20 protein-coding genes are annotated in these 17,439 nt (G+C 71.7%); 11 read left to right on the forward strand and 9 right to left on the reverse strand.

Features of this window, described 5'->3' with window-relative positions; translation table 11 throughout:
- Positions 1-13: 13 nt before the first annotated feature.
- Complete coding sequence (locus RIN75_RS26780) at positions 14-772, forward strand: ESX secretion-associated protein EspG (protein WP_309114793.1); 759 nt, start codon at positions 14-16, stop codon at positions 770-772.
- On the opposite strand, the gene RIN75_RS26785 is transcribed toward RIN75_RS26780, so the two are convergent.
- The 4 genes from RIN75_RS26785 to RIN75_RS26800 are packed head-to-tail and all read right to left on the reverse strand — an operon-like array spanning position 739 to position 3,036.
- Positions 739-1,011, reverse strand: coding sequence for a hypothetical protein (locus RIN75_RS26785; RefSeq protein ID WP_309114794.1), 273 nt, complete (start codon positions 1,009-1,011; stop codon positions 739-741). The two genes, RIN75_RS26780 and RIN75_RS26785, sit on opposite strands and share 34 nt — an antisense overlap.
- Complete coding sequence (locus RIN75_RS26790) at positions 1,011-1,271, reverse strand: YbaB/EbfC family DNA-binding protein (protein WP_309114795.1); 261 nt, start codon at positions 1,269-1,271, stop codon at positions 1,011-1,013. Before RIN75_RS26790 ends, RIN75_RS26785 begins: the two co-directional genes overlap by 1 nt.
- Complete coding sequence (locus tag RIN75_RS26795; RefSeq protein WP_309114796.1) at positions 1,268-2,287, reverse strand: CHAP domain-containing protein; 1,020 nt, start codon at positions 2,285-2,287, stop codon at positions 1,268-1,270. The genes RIN75_RS26790 and RIN75_RS26795 overlap by 4 nt, the downstream gene beginning before the upstream one ends.
- A 5-nt stretch (positions 2,288-2,292) precedes the next feature.
- Positions 2,293-3,036 (reverse strand): type VII secretion target, encoded by a 744-nt coding sequence (locus tag RIN75_RS26800; RefSeq protein ID WP_309114797.1) that lies wholly within the window; start codon positions 3,034-3,036, stop codon positions 2,293-2,295.
- Between the two features lie 91 nt (positions 3,037-3,127).
- Between RIN75_RS26800 and RIN75_RS26805 the strand changes: the two genes are divergently transcribed.
- Both RIN75_RS26805 and RIN75_RS26810 read left to right on the forward strand, forming a co-directional pair.
- Positions 3,128-4,498: a replication-associated recombination protein A gene (locus tag RIN75_RS26805; RefSeq protein ID WP_309114798.1), complete on the forward strand. Its 1,371-nt coding sequence runs from the start codon at positions 3,128-3,130 to the stop codon at positions 4,496-4,498.
- A 13-nt stretch (positions 4,499-4,511) separates the two neighbouring features.
- The gene (locus tag RIN75_RS26810; RefSeq protein ID WP_309114799.1) at positions 4,512-5,243 is read left to right on the forward strand and encodes a methyltransferase; all 732 of its coding nucleotides are present in this window, start codon (positions 4,512-4,514) and stop codon (positions 5,241-5,243) included.
- On the opposite strand, the gene RIN75_RS26815 is transcribed toward RIN75_RS26810, so the two are convergent.
- Together RIN75_RS26815 and RIN75_RS26820 are read right to left on the reverse strand one after the other, a co-directional pair.
- Positions 5,224-6,198: a sucrase ferredoxin gene (locus tag RIN75_RS26815; RefSeq protein ID WP_309114800.1), complete on the reverse strand. Its 975-nt coding sequence runs from the start codon at positions 6,196-6,198 to the stop codon at positions 5,224-5,226. The two genes, RIN75_RS26810 and RIN75_RS26815, sit on opposite strands and share 20 nt — an antisense overlap.
- Positions 6,199-6,253: 55 nt before the next feature.
- Positions 6,254-7,441, reverse strand: a complete 1,188-nt coding sequence (locus tag RIN75_RS26820) for a JmjC domain-containing protein (protein WP_309114801.1) — start codon at positions 7,439-7,441, stop codon at positions 6,254-6,256.
- Between the two features lie 431 nt (positions 7,442-7,872).
- Here RIN75_RS26820 and RIN75_RS26825 point away from each other — a divergent pair, with 431 nt between their 5' ends.
- The 6 genes from RIN75_RS26825 to RIN75_RS26850 are packed head-to-tail and all read left to right on the forward strand — an operon-like array spanning position 7,873 to position 13,827.
- Positions 7,873-8,265 carry a DUF948 domain-containing protein gene (locus tag RIN75_RS26825; RefSeq protein ID WP_309114802.1) on the forward strand — a complete coding sequence of 131 codons (393 nt, stop codon included), beginning with the start codon at positions 7,873-7,875 and terminating at the stop codon, positions 8,263-8,265.
- Positions 8,262-8,528: a hypothetical protein gene (locus RIN75_RS26830; RefSeq protein WP_309114803.1), complete on the forward strand. Its 267-nt coding sequence runs from the start codon at positions 8,262-8,264 to the stop codon at positions 8,526-8,528. Before RIN75_RS26825 ends, RIN75_RS26830 begins: the two co-directional genes overlap by 4 nt.
- Positions 8,529-8,581: 53 nt before the next feature.
- The gene (alaS, locus tag RIN75_RS26835; protein WP_309114804.1) at positions 8,582-11,254 is read left to right on the forward strand and encodes an alanine--tRNA ligase; all 2,673 of its coding nucleotides are present in this window, start codon (positions 8,582-8,584) and stop codon (positions 11,252-11,254) included.
- Positions 11,241-11,756, forward strand: coding sequence for a Holliday junction resolvase RuvX (gene ruvX, locus RIN75_RS26840; RefSeq protein WP_309114805.1), 516 nt, complete (start codon positions 11,241-11,243; stop codon positions 11,754-11,756). Before alaS ends, ruvX begins: the two co-directional genes overlap by 14 nt.
- Positions 11,753-12,976: an endolytic transglycosylase MltG gene (gene mltG, locus RIN75_RS26845; protein ID WP_309114806.1), complete on the forward strand. Its 1,224-nt coding sequence runs from the start codon at positions 11,753-11,755 to the stop codon at positions 12,974-12,976. Before ruvX ends, mltG begins: the two co-directional genes overlap by 4 nt.
- 2 nt (positions 12,977-12,978) lie before the next feature.
- On the forward strand, positions 12,979-13,827 hold the full coding sequence (locus tag RIN75_RS26850) for a shikimate dehydrogenase (RefSeq protein WP_309114807.1): 849 nt from the start codon (positions 12,979-12,981) through the stop codon (positions 13,825-13,827).
- A gap of 318 nt (positions 13,828-14,145) precedes the next feature.
- Here the strand turns inward: RIN75_RS26850 and RIN75_RS26855 are convergent, their stop codons facing one another.
- Genes RIN75_RS26855 through RIN75_RS26865 form a run of 3 tightly spaced genes read right to left on the reverse strand, consistent with a single transcriptional unit; the run spans position 14,146 to position 16,513 of the window.
- Positions 14,146-14,415, reverse strand: a complete 270-nt coding sequence (locus tag RIN75_RS26855) for an HPr family phosphocarrier protein (RefSeq protein WP_309114808.1) — start codon at positions 14,413-14,415, stop codon at positions 14,146-14,148.
- Positions 14,416-14,447: 32 nt separating this feature from the next.
- Positions 14,448-15,749: a PTS transporter subunit EIIC gene (locus RIN75_RS26860; RefSeq protein ID WP_309114809.1), complete on the reverse strand. Its 1,302-nt coding sequence runs from the start codon at positions 15,747-15,749 to the stop codon at positions 14,448-14,450.
- Positions 15,746-16,513: a GntR family transcriptional regulator gene (locus tag RIN75_RS26865; protein WP_309114810.1), complete on the reverse strand. Its 768-nt coding sequence runs from the start codon at positions 16,511-16,513 to the stop codon at positions 15,746-15,748. The genes RIN75_RS26860 and RIN75_RS26865 overlap by 4 nt, the downstream gene beginning before the upstream one ends.
- A 167-nt stretch (positions 16,514-16,680) precedes the next feature.
- Here RIN75_RS26865 and RIN75_RS26870 point away from each other — a divergent pair, with 167 nt between their 5' ends.
- Positions 16,681-16,917, forward strand: a complete 237-nt coding sequence (locus tag RIN75_RS26870; RefSeq protein WP_309114811.1) for a glucose PTS transporter subunit EIIB — start codon at positions 16,681-16,683, stop codon at positions 16,915-16,917.
- Positions 16,914-17,369 (forward strand): PTS glucose transporter subunit IIA, encoded by a 456-nt coding sequence (locus tag RIN75_RS26875; RefSeq protein WP_309114812.1) that lies wholly within the window; start codon positions 16,914-16,916, stop codon positions 17,367-17,369. The genes RIN75_RS26870 and RIN75_RS26875 overlap by 4 nt, the downstream gene beginning before the upstream one ends.
- Positions 17,370-17,439: the final 70 nt, after the last annotated feature.

Raw genomic sequence — 17,439 nt, forward strand, 5'->3', positions numbered from 1 at the left:
ACCTTCGGTCGACATGGCACGCCGTTCCGGGACCGCGGTCGTCCTGTCCCACCTGGAATTCGACCTCCTCTGGGAGGACCTCGGCGCGGGCGACCCGCCGTACCCGCTGGAGGTCCCCTCGCACGGCGAGACGATGGCCGAGCGGGACGCGTTGGGCGCGCAGGTGTTCCGGACGCTCAGCGAGGCGGGCCTGGCCGACGGCGACGACGTCGCGCCCGAGGTGGAGGACCTGTTCGGCTACCTCACCGGCAGCACGCTGTCCGTCGACGCCCTGGTCTTCCGGCCCCAACCCTGGCGGGTGCTGGCCGCCGTGCGCGGGGCGCGCGGGGTGCTGGCGGTGCTCAACGACCGCGAGGTCGCGTTGGAACCGATCACCGACCTGGTCCCGGCCGTGGCGAAGGTCGTCGGCGACGCCCAACCCGGCCCCGGCGACCAGATCAGGCTGCCCCGCACGGCGTTCTCCGCCGCCGTCGACGCCTACGCCACCGGTGGGTACGCGGCCCTGGAACGCGCACTCGCTCAAGCGGGCATCACCGGGCGCGCCACCCGGGCGCTCACCACGTTGCTGGAGTCCGGCCGGGGCGCGGCGGGCCAGCTCGCCGGCAGCGGGCCCGGCGGCCGGACACCCGTGCTGAGCTGGACCGACACCACCGCGGGCCGGTACGCGATGGCGGCGGAGGACGTGGCCGGTGAACCGTGGGTGCGCATCGCCCCGGCGGACGGCGCGGCGCTGGTGCGTCACCTGACCGTGCTGCTCGACGAGGTCCGCTGATCGTCCGACCACCACGCCGGCACCACCTCGGTCACCACCGCCGTGCCCTGCGCCAGGGCGTCCGCGGTCGCCGCCTCGGCCAGCCGCCGCACGACGTCCGCGAGGTCATTCGGGCGCCGGGTGAACGCCTCCCGGTCGAACGCCAGCCCCACGAGCTTGCCGTGCAGGTCCACGGTCACCGACACGCCCTCGCCGGACGCCTCGCCGCGGATGTCGTCCAGCCGTGCTCCCAGTCCCATCAGACCCTCCACGTCGTCGGGGTGGTGTCCTCGGCCTCGGCCGACCCGCGGATGCCGAGGTCGGTCAGGTCGCCCAGGGCGTGCGCGGCCCGGGCGTCGGCGCGCGCGGTCGCGGTGTCCACCAGGGCGAGGATCGTGCGGGCCAGGTCGCTGCCCGGGCGCAGCGCGCGGCCGTCGAGGGTCAGGTCGAGGAGCGTTCCGCCGGGGCCGACCTCGACGGCGACTCCCCGGTCCGGGTCGTGGGCGTGTGCGCTGATCACGGGTGCACCCCTCCGTAGAACTTGCCCGAGCTGAGGCTGTGGGTGTTGCGGCGGACGGCGTCGCCGGAGTTGCCCTCGATGAGGGTCACCGTGCCGCCCTCGACCTTCTCGACGATGCCGATGTGCGTGCTGGTGGCCGGGCTCTGCGGCCCCGTGCCGAACAGCAGCACGTCACCGGGGCGGACCTGCTTGAGGTTGGTGTACGCCTTGCCGTTGCGCCGGCCCCAGCGGAAGACGTCCCCGGTGAACGGCAGCAACGGGATGTCCACGCCCGCCTTGCGCCACATCGCGGTGGCGAACGACGAGCACCACGCCGCCGTGGGGCCGTACGGGTTGCGGTTGCTGCCCGGTGGGTTCTCGCGGGTGCCGATCTCCTTGCGCGCCTTGGCCAGGATCGTCCGGACGCGGCCCCGTTCGCGGGCCTGGGACGGCTTGGTCCGGCCGCGGGTCCGCTCCGGCCGGGCGTCGGCGACGCCGTCGTGCTCGACCTCGCGCTCCAGCGCCTTGAGCTTGCGCGCGGCGTCTTCGAGTTCGTCGCGGGCGTGCCGGAGCGCGGTGGCGGTTTCCTTGGTGTAGCGGGGTTCGAGGTCCGCCGCGGCGGCGACGGCCTTGAGCAGGGCGGCCCGTGACCCGACCGCCACGCCGGCGTCGAGGATGCGCACGGCCTGCGCCAGGTACTCCTCGACCGCCTGCCGCGCCCTGGTGTGGTTGGTGGTGAGGGTGGCGCTGACGCCGGCGACGATCTTCTCCGCGTCCCGGGCGGCGTCGGCGGTGACCCGGAGTTGGCGGCCGATCCGGCCCGAGCGCTTCTCGAAGCCCTCGGACTGGCTGCCCTTCCAGTTGTCCAGGACGGTTCTGGAGGCCTTCTTGTGGTCCTCGTGGCCTCCGGTGAGGGCTTCGGCGGTGCGGTTGAGGGCGTACTGGACCTTGACGGCGTCCTCGGCCTTGCCCGCCAGCGCGTTGCGGTGCCCGATCATGCTCTCGGCGAAGTGCCTCGCCATCGCGCGTGTGTCCACGGTGGTCAGTCCTTCAGCGAGCGGGCGGTGTCGTCGTCCTGGTCCCGGTAGGACCGGGCGGCGCGGGCGGCGGAGTCGGCGAGCCGGTCGGTGTTGTGCGCGACCGCCTTCACCTGCCTGCGCAGGGCGGAGGCGAAGTTGTCGAGGGCTTCGGTGAACCCGGACTGCCTGCCGATGCGCCCGAAGCTGTCGTCGGCGATCTCCCGGACCTCGCGCACGTGCCGGCGGCCCACCGCGGTGAGGTCGTCGGCGGTGCCCCGGGTGCGCCGGGTGAACTCCCGCAACACGTCGAGGTCCACCGAAAACCCGCCACCGGAGCCGCCCTGGCCACCACCGGAGCCGCCACGACCACCGCCTGAACCACCGCGGGAGCCGTTGTCGCGCAAGGCCTTCACGCCCCGCCGCGCCTCGTCCAGGTACTGCCGGTAAGCGCCGTTGGTGTAGGTCGACCACGGCGTCCACGACCGCCCGTCACCGGAGATCCTGTTCGCCGTTTTCGCGTTCTCCGCCGGGTCGAACAGCTCCCGGTTGGACTCCAGCCCGAACTCGCGCCGCCGCGCGGGTCCCAGCGCACCCAGCATGTTGATCTGCCACAGCCCGTAGGAGTTGTCGGGCGGCACGTCGTTGTGCGCGCGGGGGTCGCCGCCGGACTCGGCCAGCGCCACCGCCACCGCGATCGTCAGGTCCTCCCCGCGGAAGCCCGCGTCGTGGGCGTGCCGGGCGATCTGCTCGGGACTCAGCCTGCTCATGGCACCGACCCTGGCCCGCCGGCCACCCCACCGGGTACCGCCGTTGCACGCTCGGACAGCGGCTGTGCACGGGGGAGCTACAGTCGAACATGTGAACGAAGGGCTGTTCGACGAGGGCTTGTTCGGCGCCACGGACGAGGAGAAGGCGCAGCGCATCGCCGCCAACGCGCCCCTCGCCGTGCGCATGCGCCCCCGCACGCTGGACGAGGTGGTCGGCCAGGGCCACCTGCTCGGACCGGGCGCGCCCCTGCGCCGCCTGGTGGAGGGCTCGTCGCCCGCGTCCGTGATGCTCTACGGCCCGCCCGGCACCGGCAAGACCACCCTCGCCACCCTCGTCTCCCAGGCCACCGGCCGCCGGTTCGCCGCGCTGAGCGCCCTGTCGGCGGGCGTGAAGGAGGTCCGGGCGGTCATCGACGAGGCCCGCCGCCGGCTGGTGCGCTCGGGCGAGTCGACCGTCCTGTTCATCGACGAGGTTCACCGCTTCTCCAAGACCCAGCAGGACGCCCTGCTCGGCGCGGTCGAGGACCGGATCGTCCTGCTGGTCGCCGCGACCACCGAGAACCCCTTCTTCTCGGTCGTCTCACCCCTGCTGTCCCGCTCGCTGGTCCTCCAACTGCGCCCGCTGAGCGACGACGACGTCCGCTCCCTGGTCCGCCGCGCCACCGCGGACGAACGCGGGTTGAACGGCGCCATCACCATCGCCCCCGACGCCGAGGACCACCTGGTCCGCCTGGCCGGCGGCGACGCCCGCCGCGCCCTGACCGCCCTGGAGGCGGCAGCCGACGCGGTCACCAACGGGGTGCTGGACCTGGCCACCCTGGAGGCGACCGTCGACAAGGCCGCCGTGCGCTACGACCGCCAGGGCGACCAGCACTACGACGTGACCAGCGCGTTCATCAAGTCCATCCGGGGCTCGGACGTCGACGCCGCCCTGCACTACCTGGCCCGCATGATCGAAGCGGGGGAGGACCCCAGGTTCATCGCCCGCCGCCTGGTCATCCACGCCAGCGAGGACGTGGGCATGGCCGACCCGACCGCGTTGCAGACCGCCGTCGCCGCGGCTCAGGCCGTGCAGCTCATCGGCCTGCCGGAATGCGCCCTGAACCTGGCCCACGCCACGGTCCACCTCGCCACCGCCCCGAAGTCCAACGCGGTGACGGTCGCGATCGGGGAGGCGATGTCCGACGTCCGCAAGGGCCTGATCGGCCAGGTCCCGCCCCACCTGCGCGACGGCCACTACGCGGGCGCGGCCAAGCTGGGCAACGCCCAGGGCTACCGCTACCCCCACGACGTCCCCGAGGGCGTGCTGACCCAGCAGTACGCGCCGGACGACCTGGTGGACCGCGACTACTACGTCCCCACCAACCGGGGCGCGGAGCGCTACATCGCCGAACGCCTGCCCAAGCTGCGCAAGGTCGTGCGCGGCGAGCGAAATTCCGGTGACGATCAAGGCCCCGTCTGACACGGTGTGCGCCGTGACGGCTTCTCCGCCCCGCAACGGGCACGCTCTCCTCGACTTCAACTCACCGCTCTCGGACGCCAAGTCCTACGAGCTGATCGCCGGCCTCGGCGACCTCCGGGACAAGACGGTGGTGGACTACGGCTGCGGCTGGGCCGAACTGCTGCTCCGGGCGGTGGAGCACGAACCGGGGGCGACCGGCGTCGGGGTGGACGGCGACGACTACGCCATCGCGCGCGGCACGGCCAACGCGCGGGCACGTGGCATCGCCGACCGGGTCCGGCTGGAGCTGGGCGACGTGACCACCTGGGACGGGCCGGTCGCGGACGTGGCGATCTCCATCGGCGCCTCCCACGCCTGGGGTGACGCTCGCGCGGTGCTGGAGGCGATGCGGACCAGGATCCGCCCCGGCGGGCGCCTGCTGCTGGGCGACGGCTACTGGGAGCGGGAACCGTCGGACACCATTCGCGAGATGTTCCGGGGCGACGCGCTGGGCACCTTCGAGGACCTGGTGGACCTGGCCCTGGAGTCGGGCTACCGCGTGCTGCGGCTGACCACGGCGAGCCAGGACGAGTGGGACAGCTTCGAGTCGCGCTGGTGCGGCGCCCGCGAGCTGTGGCTGCTGGAGAACCCGGACCACCCCGAGGCCGCCGCCGTCCAGAAGATCGTCGACGACCACCGCGACACCTGGATCAAGGGCTACCGCGGCGTGCTGGGCTTCGCGTACCTCACGCTCGCCCGCCGGTGAGGGACGCCCGTCCCGTCCGGTCGGGGATACCGGACGGGACGGTGCTCCCGACCCGGAACCAGCGCTCCCCGGCGCGGACCAGCGCCTCTATCGACCGGGTGGTGTAGGCGGGCGGGGTGATCACGCCCGAGCAGCGGCTCGCGCCCGACGCGGTGGCCACCGTGCGGGCCACCGTGACCTCGTACAGGTTGTCCAACCCCTGCACCGTCACCACCCGCACCTCGTCACCCTCGCCCGGCCGTTCGTCCACCGCGAGCACCGAATCGACGCCGCGCAGCCCGAACGACTTGCGCACCGCGATCTCGGCGAACTGCGCCCACGGGCTCGGCGCGGACGTCCGGCCCCGCAGCTGCTCCGCCACGACCTGCCCGACCAGCGCGGACTTCGCCACCAGGGCCGCCTCGCCGGGGTCGAGCTGCCCGTGCAGGAAGCCGTCCGGGACGACCAGCAGGTTGCCCGCCCACCGGTCGCCGCCGACGTGGCTGACCTCCCACGCCCGACCCGGGTGGTTCTGGCCCAGCACGCCCGCCAGGGGCCGGCCCAGCACCGCGCAGCACACGTCCTTCGTGCCGTGCGTGCAGACCAGGAACAACGGTCCGTCGACCCGCTCGCCGTGGCCGGGGACGCCCGCCGCGACCGCGGCCACGTCCAGCGACGCGAGGTCGGCCAGGTCGGCGACCTCGATCTTCTCCAGCCACCGGTTGCCCGGCACGCCGCTGCCCACGAACACGGTGTGCGGCGCGTCGGGGTCGCGCTGGTGCCGGCCGGGACGGCGGATCAGCAGCGGGCGCAGTCCGGCGGCCCGCGGCCCGTCCAGTCGTCCCGGCCCGAACACCGAGGCCAGGGTCTGCTCCAACGCGTCGGCGGGCCACGGGCCGGGCTGCTCGATCAGCAGCCACGACGTCATCAGCGTCGCCGTCCCGGCCGGGTTACCGCCGAGTTGGCGCGTCAGCACCGCGCACCCCGGCAGCCCGTCGGAACTTATGTTAGGCATACCTAAGCCTAACGGATCATTCCGGCGCGAGCACCCCTTGTGTGACCAACTCACCGAGCAGTGCCCGGACGGTTACCCGATCGAGGAGCGGAGCGCCCGCCTCGACCAGCTCCTTGATCGGGTGCCGCGCGGCCCCGATCAGGACCTCCAGCACCGGTTCGGCGGCCTTCGCGAACACCAGCCGCTTGCCCGCCGCGGCCAGTGACACCGTCTCCGGTCCTGCGGAAAGCACGGCACGGGGCGTCAGGAGGCGCACCTCGGACTCGTCACCCGGTGGGAGGAGGTCCTTGGTCGCCGTCCACGGCATCCCCACGTCCGAGATGGCCGGGGCCTGCGCGTCCCGGTCGTCGAGGAACCGCGCGACCACGTCGTCGTCCATCAACGCGGCTACGCGTTCCCGCAACGCGCGGGCGCGTTCGGCCTTCTGCTCGGGCGTGCCGAACCGGGGCAGGTCGGTGCGGAACACCTCCTCGGCGCGCAGTTGGTCGGCCAACCACGCCACCAGGTCCACGCCGGTCGCCCGGTTGAACCCGATGGTCAGGTGCAGCGATTCCTCGCCGACCGCCGACACGTCGTGCCAGTGCCCGCGCGGCACGTAGAGGACGTCGCCATCCTCCAGCATGAAGTCGTCGATCGGCTCGCCGGTGGGCTTGTCGGGCAGCACCACGTCCCGCTGGAGCGGCGCCGGCCGGGTCACGCCGTGCACGCGCCACCGCTTGCGGCCGGAGATCTGGACGATGAGCGCGTCGTGGTCGTCCCAGTGCACGTCGAAGCCGTGCGTGACGCCCCACCCCGCGTAGAGGTTGACCTGGACCCGCTCCCGCAGCTCGTGCTCCAGCTGCGCGGCCAGGTCGCCGACGGGTCCGAACATCTCGTGGACGGAGTCCAGCACGAGCGTCGCGCCGCCGCGCATCTTCTCGGCGAACGCGGCGGGCAGCAGCCGGGACACCGGTCCCGTGCGCCGGGTCTCCACCGTCTCGGCGTAGGAGTGCGTCGGGACGACCTCGCCGCCCTGCGCGAGCCGCAGCCGGGGGAACTCCAGCCGGTGCTGCCGCAGCACCCGGTTGACCTCCGACCACGGCAGCAGGTCGGCGAACCGCCCCGCACGGCCGGGGAACCGCTGGTGGACCCGGCCCTGCACCGCGTCGAAAAACTGGCTGACCCCGATCGGTGCGACGAGGTCAGCCAGGGTCGGGACGGTCACTCAGTCGTTGCCGTCGGTGTCGTCCAGGGCGCCGTTGGCCTTGTTGCGGTCGACCGCGCTGGTCAGCGACTCGGCGCTGAGCAGCAGACCGCTGGCCTGGGGGGTCTCGTTCTCCATGCCGGTTCCTCCTCTGGTGGGGGGTCGGACGGAAGGTCACGCTACGACAACGAAACCCGTCGAGTCATCGGTCATTTGAGTAGTCCTCACCCTTGATCCCGTCACGTGGGAAGTGCCAAGCGAGATCCACCAGAGATCATTCGGGTGGCACGCGAGGCCGCGTCGGCTTTCCCGACGATCACGCTTTTCGATCGGCGGGAAACGCGGCGCGACGAGCCGACTTCCAGGCGGCCTCGCCTGCCTCGGCGAAGCCGAGGCGATCCGACACGGTAACCTCATCGCACCAAGCCTCAGCTCGCCTTTCAGGAGGACTCGTGTCGCCAGGGCAGATCGCCGCGCTGGTCGCCGCCGGCGCGTTCGTGCTGCTGGTGATCCTGCTGGCCATCCCGCTGATCAAGCTGGGCCGCACGCTGGACGAGGCCACCATCGCCATCCGCAAGGCGCACCAGAACAGCGACCCGATCTTCAGCGGCGCGAACACCACGATCACGCACGTGAACACCCAGCTGGAGCGGGTGGACGGCATCACCGCCAACGCGCGCGCGGTCACCGGCAACGTCTCCGCGCTGACCTCGCTGTTCACCGCCACCCTGGGCGGGCCGCTGGTGAAGGCCGCGGCCCTGTCCTACGGCGTCAGCAAGGCCATCAAGGCGCGCCGGCAGGCCGCCCAGGAGCCGAAGAAGCACTCGCGCCGGGGTCGGCGATGAGGCGCCTGTTCTGGTTCGGGCTGGGCATCGCCGCGGGCGTGTTCGCCACCCGCAAGGCGGGCAGGGCCGCGCACGCCGCCACCCCGGCGGGCATCGGCGCCAACGTCGGCGAGGGCCTGCGGGAACTGGCCGGCGCCATCGGGTCGTTCGGCGCGGAGGTCCGCGCGGGAATGACCGAGCGCGAGCAGGAGTTGCAGGACACCGTGGAACGTCAGACGGGCTTCACGCCGGGTCGGCGAGCGCGCAGGGCGAACGACCGCTGAGGTCGTTCGCCTCGCCGTGCCCTGATTTCCACTCGTAGACCCAAGGACAACCCGTGCAGACCCACGAGATCATCAAGCGCTTCCGCGAGCACTTCGAGAACAACGGCCACACGGTCGTGCCGAGCGCCTCGCTCATCCTGGACGACCCGAACCTGCTGTTCGTCAACGCCGGCATGGTGCCGTTCAAGCCGTACTTCCTGGGCGAGGCCCCGCCGCCGTTCAAGCGCGCCACCAGCATCCAGAAGTGCGTGCGCACGCCCGACATCGACGAGGTCGGCAAGACCACCCGCCACAACACGTTCTTCCAGATGGCGGGCAACTTCTCCTTCGGCGACTACTTCAAGGAAGACGCCATCCGGCTGGCCTGGGAGCTGGTGACCAACCCCCAGGACAAGGGCGGCTACGGGTTCGACCCCGAGCGCATCTGGGTGACCGTCTACGAGGACGACGACGAGGCCCAGCAGCTGTGGCAGAAGGTCGCCGGCCTGCCCACCGAGCGCATCCAGCGCCGTGACGGCAAGGACAACTACTGGGACATGGGCGTGCCCGGCCCCGGCGGTCCCTGCTCGGAGATCTACTACGACCGCGGCCCCGCCTACGGCAAGGAGGGCGGCCCGGTCGTCGACGAGGACCGGTACCTGGAGATCTGGAACCTCGTCTTCATGCAGGACGAGCGCGGCGAGCTGAGCCCGAAGCTGGGCCACAAGCCGATCGGCTCCCTGCCGAACAAGAACATCGACACCGGCATGGGCGTCGAGCGCGTAGCCGTGCTGTTGCAGGGCGTGGACAACGTCTACGAGACCGACCTGGTCCGCCCGGTGATCCAGAAGGCCGAGGAGCTGTCGGGCCGCAAGTACGGCGACAACCCGGTCGACGACGTCCGGTTCCGGGTCATCGCCGACCACGCCCGGTCGGGTGTCCTCATCGTCGGTGACGGCGTCACCCCCGGCAACGAGGCCCGCGGCTACGTGCTGCGCCGCCTGCTGCGCCGCATCGTCCGCTCGGCCCGCCTGCTGGGCGTGACCGAGCCGGTGCTGGTGCGGTTCGCCGAGGTCGTCCGGGACGCCATGGGCCCGGCCTACCCGGACCTGGTCAGCGGGTTCCCGCGGATCGCCCAGGTGCTCAAGGCCGAGGAGGACACGTTCCTGCGCACGCTGGAGGCCGGGTCGCGGATCTTCGACAACGCCGCCGCCGAGGTCAAGGCCGACGGCCGCGCCACGCTGCCGGGTGACAAGGCGTTCCAGCTGCACGACACCTACGGGTTCCCGATCGACCTCACCCTGGAGATGGCCGCGGAAGCGGGCCTGACCGTGGACGAGGACGGGTTCCGCAAGCTGATGGCCGAGCAGCGCGCCCGCGCCAAGGCCGACGCCGCCGGCAAGAAGACGGGCCACGGCGACCAGACCGTGTACCGGGAGCTGCTGGAGCTGGGGGCCACCGAGTTCACCGGCTACCAGGAGCTGGCCTCCGAGGCCACGCTGCGCGGCATCATCAGCGAGGGCAAGCGGGTCCGGTCGGCTCGCGAGGGCGACATCGTCGAGGTCGTGCTGGACCGCACGCCGCTGTACGCGGAGTCCGGCGGCCAGGAGAGCGACGCCGGCGTGATCGTGTCCGGCAACGCCGAGCTGGAGGTCGTGGACGTCCAGAAGGTGGCCCGCAAGCTGTGGGTGCACCAGGTGCGGGTCGTCTCCGGCGAGATCGCCGAGGGCGAGCACGTGGAGGCCCGCGTCGACCCGGAGTGGCGCATCGGCGCCCGCCAGGGCCACTCGGGCACGCACGTCGTGCACGCCGCCCTGCGCCAGGTGCTCGGCCCGTCGGCGTTGCAGAGCGGTTCGTACAACAAGCCCGGCTACCTGCGGCTGGACTTCGCCTGGACGGGTGGTCTTTCCGAGGAGACGCGCAGCGAGATCGAAGAGGTCTCCAACCTGGCCGTCCGCAAGGACCTGCCGGTGCGCGTGGTCTACACCGACATGCCCGGCGCCCAGGAGATGGGCGCGGTCGCCCTGTTCGGCGAGACCTACGACGACACCGTCCGGGTGGTCGAGATCGGCGGCCCGTGGTCGCGTGAGCTGTGCGGTGGCACGCACGTCGAGCACTCGTCGCAGATCGGCCCGATCACCGTGATCGGTGAATCGTCGGTGGGTTCGGGCGTGCGCCGCCTGGAGGCCTACGTCGGCATCGAGGCGTTCAAGTACCTGGCCCAGGAGCGGGCCCTGGTGCAGAACGTCGCCGCCATGCTGAAGGTGCCCGACGCCGAGGTCCCGGCCCGGGTCGAGGCCCTGGTGGAGCGGCTGCGCAACGCCGAGAAGGAACTGGAGCGGGTGCGCGCGGCCCAGCTGATGTCCTCCGCCGGGTCCCTGGCCGAGCAGGCTTTGGACGTGCGCGGCGTGGCCCTGGTCGCGCTGGAGCTGCCCGAGGGCACGGCCGCCGCCGACGTGCGGACGCTGGCCGGCGAGGTGCGCAACCGCCTCGGCGACCGGCCCGGCGTGGTGGGCCTGTTCGCGCCCGACGGCGACAAGGTGAGCTTCGTGGTGGCCACCACGGCCGCCGCCCGGTCGCTGGGGCTGGCCGCCGGCAAGCTGGTGCCCGCGTTCGCCCCGGCCGTGGGCGGTCGCGGCGGCGGCAAGCCCGACCTCGCCCAGGGTGGCGGCACCAACCCCGCCGGCGTCAACGAAGCCCTCGCCGCCCTGCGCAACGAGGTGGACCGCGCCGTTGAGCAGCACTGACCGTCCCGGCGTCGACGACCCCGGCCTCGGCCGGAGGCTGGGCGTCGACGTCGGCTCGGTGCGGGTGGGGATCGCGCTCAGCGACCCCGGGGCATTCCTCGCGACCCCGCTGGTTACCCTGTCGCGTGACGAGAAGACCGGCCGGGACCTGGCAGACCTGGCCGGGCTCGTCACCGAGCACCAGGTGGTGGAGGTCGTGGTCGGACTGCCCCGAACCCTGGCCGGGCGGCACGGGCCGGCGGCGGAGGCGGCGGCGGCGTACGCTGCGGCGTTGGCTGAGCGGGTCGCACCGGTCCCGGTGCGCCTGCACGACGAACGGCTCACCACCGTCACGGCCGGCCGCGTGCTCGCCGAGCGCGGGGTGAAGGGCAAGAAGCAACGCGCCGTCGTGGACCAGGCCGCCGCCGTGGAGATCCTCCAGTCCTGGCTGGACGGGCGGGCGCGACACGTGGCCCGCTCCGCCGACGAGGAGCAGGCCCCCGGACCGAAGGACCGCACGTGAGCGACGACCTCGGGTTGTTCAGCGAACCTGACGTGCAGCACCACGAGCAGGACCGAGCGCGCGGCAAGGCCGCCGCGGCCGCCCGGCGGGCCAAGCGCCGCCGGAAGAAGACCGTGCTGTGGCTGGTGGTCGCGCTGGTGCTGGTCGGCGGTGGCGCCGGCGCGTACTACGGCTACCAGCAGCTGCGCGGCATCGGCTCCTACGAGGACTACGCCGGCGCCGGCGAGGGTGACGTGGTGGTCGAGGTCAAGGACGGCGACCTGGTCACCACCATCGCCACCTCGCTCAAGGAGCAGGGCGTCGTGGCCAGCGCGCGGGCGTTCACGGAGGCGGGCGAGGGCGACTCGCGGGTGACCGCCATCCAGCCCGGCTTCTACCTGATGAAGACGAAGATGTCGGGCAAGGCCGCGGTCGAGCGGATGGTCGACCCGAAGGCCAAGGTCGTGCCGCTGGAGGTCAAGGGCGGCAACGTCCTGCACGACATCACCGCGCCGGACGGCAAGGTCACCAAGGGCATCCTGTCGATGCTGTCCGACGCCTCGTGCGCCGAGCTGGACGGCGTGAAGAAGTGCGTCACCCCGCAGGAGCTGCGGGACGCGGCGGAGAACGCCGACCCGGTGGCCCTCGGCGTCCCCGACTGGGCCTTGCCGGACGTGGCCAAGGCGCCCAAGGAGCACCGCCTGGAGGGCCTGATCACCCGGGGCCTGTACCACCTCAAGCCGGGCGCGTCGGCGGTGGAGCTGCTCAAGAGCGTCATCGAGACGTCCAACACCAGGTTGCAGGGCTACGGCATCCCCGGCGGCACGACGAAGACCGGTTTCCGCCCGTACGAGGTGCTGGTCATCGCGTCGCTGGTGGAGAAGGAGGGCCTGGAGAAGGACTTCGGCAAGATCTCCCAGGTCATCTACAAGCGCCTGGCGGAGAACCACATCCTCCAGTTCGACTCGACGGTCAACTACAAGCTCGAACGCCCGATCATCACCACCAGCGACGAGGACCGCGAGCGCTCGGGCCCGTACAACACCTACAGCGTCAAGGGCCTGACCCCGACCCCGATCGCCTCGGTGAGCCGCGAGGCCATCACCGCGGCCATCACGCCCGAGCCCGGGTCGTTCATGTACTTCGTGAAGTGCCAGAAGGATGGCACTTCGTGCTTCTCGGACAACATCACCGAACACAACCGCCTGGTCGCCAAGGCGCGCGCGGAGGGTGTCTTCTGACCGTGGCCGTTCGTCACGCCGCGGTGATCGGGTCACCGGTGTCGCACTCGCTGTCCCCGGTGCTGCACAACGCGGCCTTCGAGGCTCTGGGTTTGTCGGAGTGGTCGTACGGGCGCATCGAGTGCGCGGAGGACGGCGTCGAGCCGTTGGTCCGGGGGTTGGACTCGTCGTGGGTCGGCTTGTCGGTCACCATGCCCGGCAAGCGCGCCGCTCTGGCCGTTGCGTCTTCGGTTTCTCCGCGGGCTGCTTTGGTAGGGGCGGCCAACACTTTGGTGCCTCGCGGTGCGGGGTGGCACGCCGACAACACCGACGTGGATGGGGTCTTGGGCGCTCTACGGGCGGAGTGCGGTTTTTTTGCTGGTTCTCGCGGCGTGTTGCTGGGTGCGGGCGGCACGGCGACGGCGGCTTTGGTGGCGTTGGCTTCCGTGGGCGTACGGGACGTGTCGTTGGTCGTACGGTCGGTGAGCCGTGCCGGCGAGGCTTCGGCGTGTGCTGAACGTGCCGGGGTCGCGCTGACCCTGATCCCTTGGGAGGACGCGGACTTCGCCGAGCTGGCGGCTTCTTCGGACGTGTTGGTCAGCACCGTTCCGCCCGCGGCCACCGAGCCGATCGCGTCGGAACTGGCCGAATCGCCTTGTGCACTCGACGTCATCTACCACCCGTGGCCCACGCCTTTGGCTTACGCGGTGGAGAAGCGGGGGCGGGCGTTGGCGACCGGCTTGGACATGCTGATGCACCAGGCCTTCGGCCAGTCCGAACAGTTCACCGGCCAACCCGCTCCCCGCGAGGCGATGCGAGCCGCCCTCCGAGCCGCCACCGACAACGTCCTCCCGCTACCCCTGGGCGAGTAGGCACGTGGCCGGGAAGGCGCCGCTGATCTCGGCGTCCCGCTACGACTACGAGCACCTCCCTGACCTCCCTCCGTCGCGGGGACACCGGCCACCATCGTCCGCTTCGACGCCTGGCGCCAGGCCCGCATCGCCCCGCCCTGGTGGACCCTCCTCGCCGCCACCCGGAAGTGCTCGGCGACCTGGTCCATGGGGTTGGCCGTGGTCTGCTCCAACAGCTTCGCGCCCTCGGCGCTGTCCGTCATCCGGCGGTGCTGCGGGACCGAGGACTGAGGAGGCCCTGCCCGCGCGAGGGTGCGGGCAGGGCCTCCCGGGAGTGGATCAGGCCTCGTCGAGGTCGGTCGCGATGATGGACGCGATGGCTTCCAGCGCGGCGTCCGCGCCTTCGCCGTCGGCCGCCAGCACGACCTCGTCGCCGTGCATCGCCCCGAGTGTCATCAGGCCGAGCACGCTGGCCGCCTCGACCGGCTGGCCGTCCTCCTTGCGGATGGTGACCTTCACCGGCTGACCGGCCGCCGCCTTGGCCAGCACCGCCGCCGGGCGGGCGTGCAGGCCCACCTTGCTCGCCACGGTGACCCGTCGCTCAGGCATGATCCGTCCTTTCGTCGTTCACGGAGTGCAGGTCAGGACGCCGGCGCGCCGGACTTGCCGTCCTTCTTGTCGCCCTTGCCGCCGCCGTTCGCGGTCTCCACCACGCTCGGGTCGGCCTCCGGGTCCTCGTCCTCGTTGCGACCCGGTGTGCGCAGGTTCCACTTCTGGATGACGAAGCGGAACAGGAAGTAGTAGATCACCGCGTAGATCAGGCCGAGGACGATGATCAGCAGCGGCTTCTCGGCGATGTTGAAGTTGATCAGGTAGTCGATGGCGCCCGCGGAGAAGCCGAAGCCGTCGCGGATGCCCAGGGCGTTGCTGATCGCCAGCGAGGTGCCGGTGAGGATCGCGTGGATCACGTACAGCGGCCACGCCACGAACATGAACGCGAACTCCAGCGGCTCGGTGACACCCGTGATGAACGAGGTCAGCGCGGCCGAGCCCATGATGCCGGCGATGATCTTCCTCTGCGCCGGGCGGGCCGTGTGGATGATCGCCAGCGCCGCGGCCGGCAGGGCGAACATGAAGATCGGGAAGAAGCCGGTCATGAACGTGCCCGCGGTCGGGTCGCCCGCGAAGAACCGGTTGAGGTCGCCGGTCTTGCCCTCGTACTCGCCCACGACCTGCCAGATGAACGTGTTCGGGATGTGGTGCAGGCCCAGCGGGATGAGCAGGCGGTTGATCACGCCGTAGATGCCCGCGCCGACGATCGTGCTGTCGGAGATGGTCTTGCCGACCCACTCCAGGCCCTTGTCGAACCCGGGGTAGACCAGGCTCATCAGCACGCCGACGACGATCATGACGCCCGCGACGATGATCGGCACGAACCGGCGGCCGCCGAAGAACGCCAGGTACGGGGGCAGCTTGATGCGGTGGTACCGCTGCCACAGCACGGCGGTGATCAGGCCGACGACGATGCCCGCCAGCACCGAGTAGTTGATCAGTTCCTGCTTGGCCGTCGCGGGTGCGTCCGCGGGCAGCGGCAGCATGATCGGCGACATGGCCTTGAAGACGCCTTCGAGCACCACGAAGCCCACGACCGCGGCCAGTGCGGTCGAGCCGTCACCGCGCCGGGCGAAACCGATGGCCACGCCCACGGCGAACAGCAGCGGCAGGGCGCCGAAGATGGCACCGCCGGCGCCGCCGATGACGGCGGCCACCTGGTTCCAGCCCAGGCCGTCCTTGCCGAGCAGGTCGTCCTGTCCGAGTCGCAGCAAGAGTGCCGCGGCCGGCAACGAGGCGATCGGCAGCATGAGACTGCGACCGAACCGCTGGAGAGCAGCGAGACCCTTGATCTCTCGACCGCCGGTCGCCTGAGGGGCGCTGGCGCTCATGGGTTACCTCCCTTGGCGGAGAAAGGGCCGGATTCCGGGACGGTCCGGTCCAGTTGCATGGTCACCTGGTAGAGATCGCCCCGGTACCAGGACGTCATGTCTTCCACGGGCCGGCCGGCGGAGCTGGTGACCCGGCGGAAGACCAGCAGCGGACTGCCGGTTCGCACGCCCAGCAACCGCGCGGTCTCCGGGTCCGCGCCTTCGGCCCAGACCGTCTGATCCGCGTGGTCGAGCTGGACGCCGTAGGTGTCGGCGAGCAGCGAGTAGAGGGAGCCGGTCAGGTCGTGCCGGTGCAGGTCGGGGACGACCCGCCGGCTGTACCAGCCGCGCTCCACGGCCAGCGGCACCCCGTCGGCCAGCCGCAGGCGGACCACGTGGCACGCGGGCTCGTGCGGGGGCAGGCCCAGGGCGGCGGCCGCCGACGGCGGCGGGACCTCCTCGGCGCACCTCAGCACCCCGGTCGCGGGGGTGGACCCCCGCCGGCGCATGTCGTCGGTGAACGACTCCAGGTAGAGCTGGGCGTCCATCCGGCGGCGGGCGGTGAACGTGCCCCGGCCCTTGGCCCTGGTCAACAGCCCTTCGGCGACGAGCTGGCCGACCGCGGCGCGCACCGTGATCCGGGAGACCCGGTAGAGCTGGGCGAGGTCGCGCTCGGACGGGATCGGGGAGCCGGGGGGCAGCTCCTGCTCGGCCATGCGCCGCAGGATGTCGCGGAGCTGGGCGTGCTTGGGCTTGGGCCCGTCGACGATCTCGTCGCGGTTCATGACACCTCCCCGTGCTCGCGCTCGCAGACCGGGATTGGTACTTTCCGGTCTAGACCAGTTGGTGCGGGGAGGATGCTCCGCGCGCCAAGCGGGTGTCAACCGCCGTTACGCGACCGTGGCCGAGCGGTGGCACCCTCACCACAGGTGTGTCGAGAGAGGACTGCGAAGTGGCGGACGACAAGGCGGCTGGGATCCTCGCCGCGCTCGGTGGGGCGGACAACATCATCGAGATCGAGCCGTGCATCACGCGGCTGCGCTGCGAGCTGGAGGACGGCTCGGTCGTGGACGAGGCGGCGCTGAAGAAGCTCGGCGCGCACGGCGTCATGCGGCAGGGCAACGTCGTCCAGGTGGTCGTGGGCCCGGAGGCGGACACCATCGCGAGCGACATCGAGGACCTCCTGTGACGCTTCGGGTGGGCAGCCCGGTCGCCGGGCGCGTGGTGCCGCTGACCGAGGTGCCGGACCCGGTGTTCGCGCAGGCGATGGTCGGCCCGGGGATCGCCGTGGAGCCGGACCGGGTGGCGGCCGAGGTGGTGTCCCCGGTGGACGGCACGGTCGTCACGCTGCACCCGCACGCGTTCGTCGTGGCCACCGGCGACGGTGCGGCCGTGCTGGTGCACCTGGGCATCGACACGGTGAAGCGCAAGGGCGAGGGCTTCACCCTGCACGTGGTGAAGGGTGAGTCGGTCCGGGCCGGCCAGGCGATCGTGACGTGGGACCCGGCCGAGATCGAGGCTGCCGGCTTCGCCCCGATCTGCCCGGTCATCGCGCTGGACGCCAGTGCGGACGCGTTGCTCGACCAGGCCTCCGACGGTCCGGTGGCGGCGGGCGACGCCTTGTTCTCCTGGCGGCGATGACCTCCTCTTTCGACGACTGGCGCGACTGAATGGACCATTCAGTCGCGCCTTCCCTTGTGCTCCGAACGGC

The sequence above is a fragment of the Saccharothrix sp. genome (assembly GCF_031180885.1).
Lineage (GTDB): Bacteria > Actinomycetota > Actinomycetes > Mycobacteriales > Pseudonocardiaceae > Actinosynnema.

Bases quoted from the DNA above. Each gene is read 5' to 3' on its own strand.
- RIN75_RS26780 (WP_309114793.1), top strand. From the start codon at position 14: ATGGCACGCCGTTCCGGGACCGCGGTCGTCCTGTCCCACCTGGAATTC.
- RIN75_RS26785 (WP_309114794.1), bottom strand. From the start codon at position 1,011: ATGGGACTGGGAGCACGGCTGGACGACATCCGCGGCGAGGCGTCCGGC.
- RIN75_RS26800 (WP_309114797.1), bottom strand. From the start codon at position 3,036: ATGAGCAGGCTGAGTCCCGAGCAGATCGCCCGGCACGCCCACGACGCG.
- RIN75_RS26830 (WP_309114803.1), top strand. From the start codon at position 8,262: ATGAGGCGCCTGTTCTGGTTCGGGCTGGGCATCGCCGCGGGCGTGTTC.
- RIN75_RS26855 (WP_309114808.1), bottom strand. From the start codon at position 14,415: ATGCCTGAGCGACGGGTCACCGTGGCGAGCAAGGTGGGCCTGCACGCC.
- RIN75_RS26860 (WP_309114809.1), bottom strand. From the start codon at position 15,749: ATGAGCGCCAGCGCCCCTCAGGCGACCGGCGGTCGAGAGATCAAGGGT.
- RIN75_RS26865 (WP_309114810.1), bottom strand. From the start codon at position 16,513: ATGAACCGCGACGAGATCGTCGACGGGCCCAAGCCCAAGCACGCCCAG.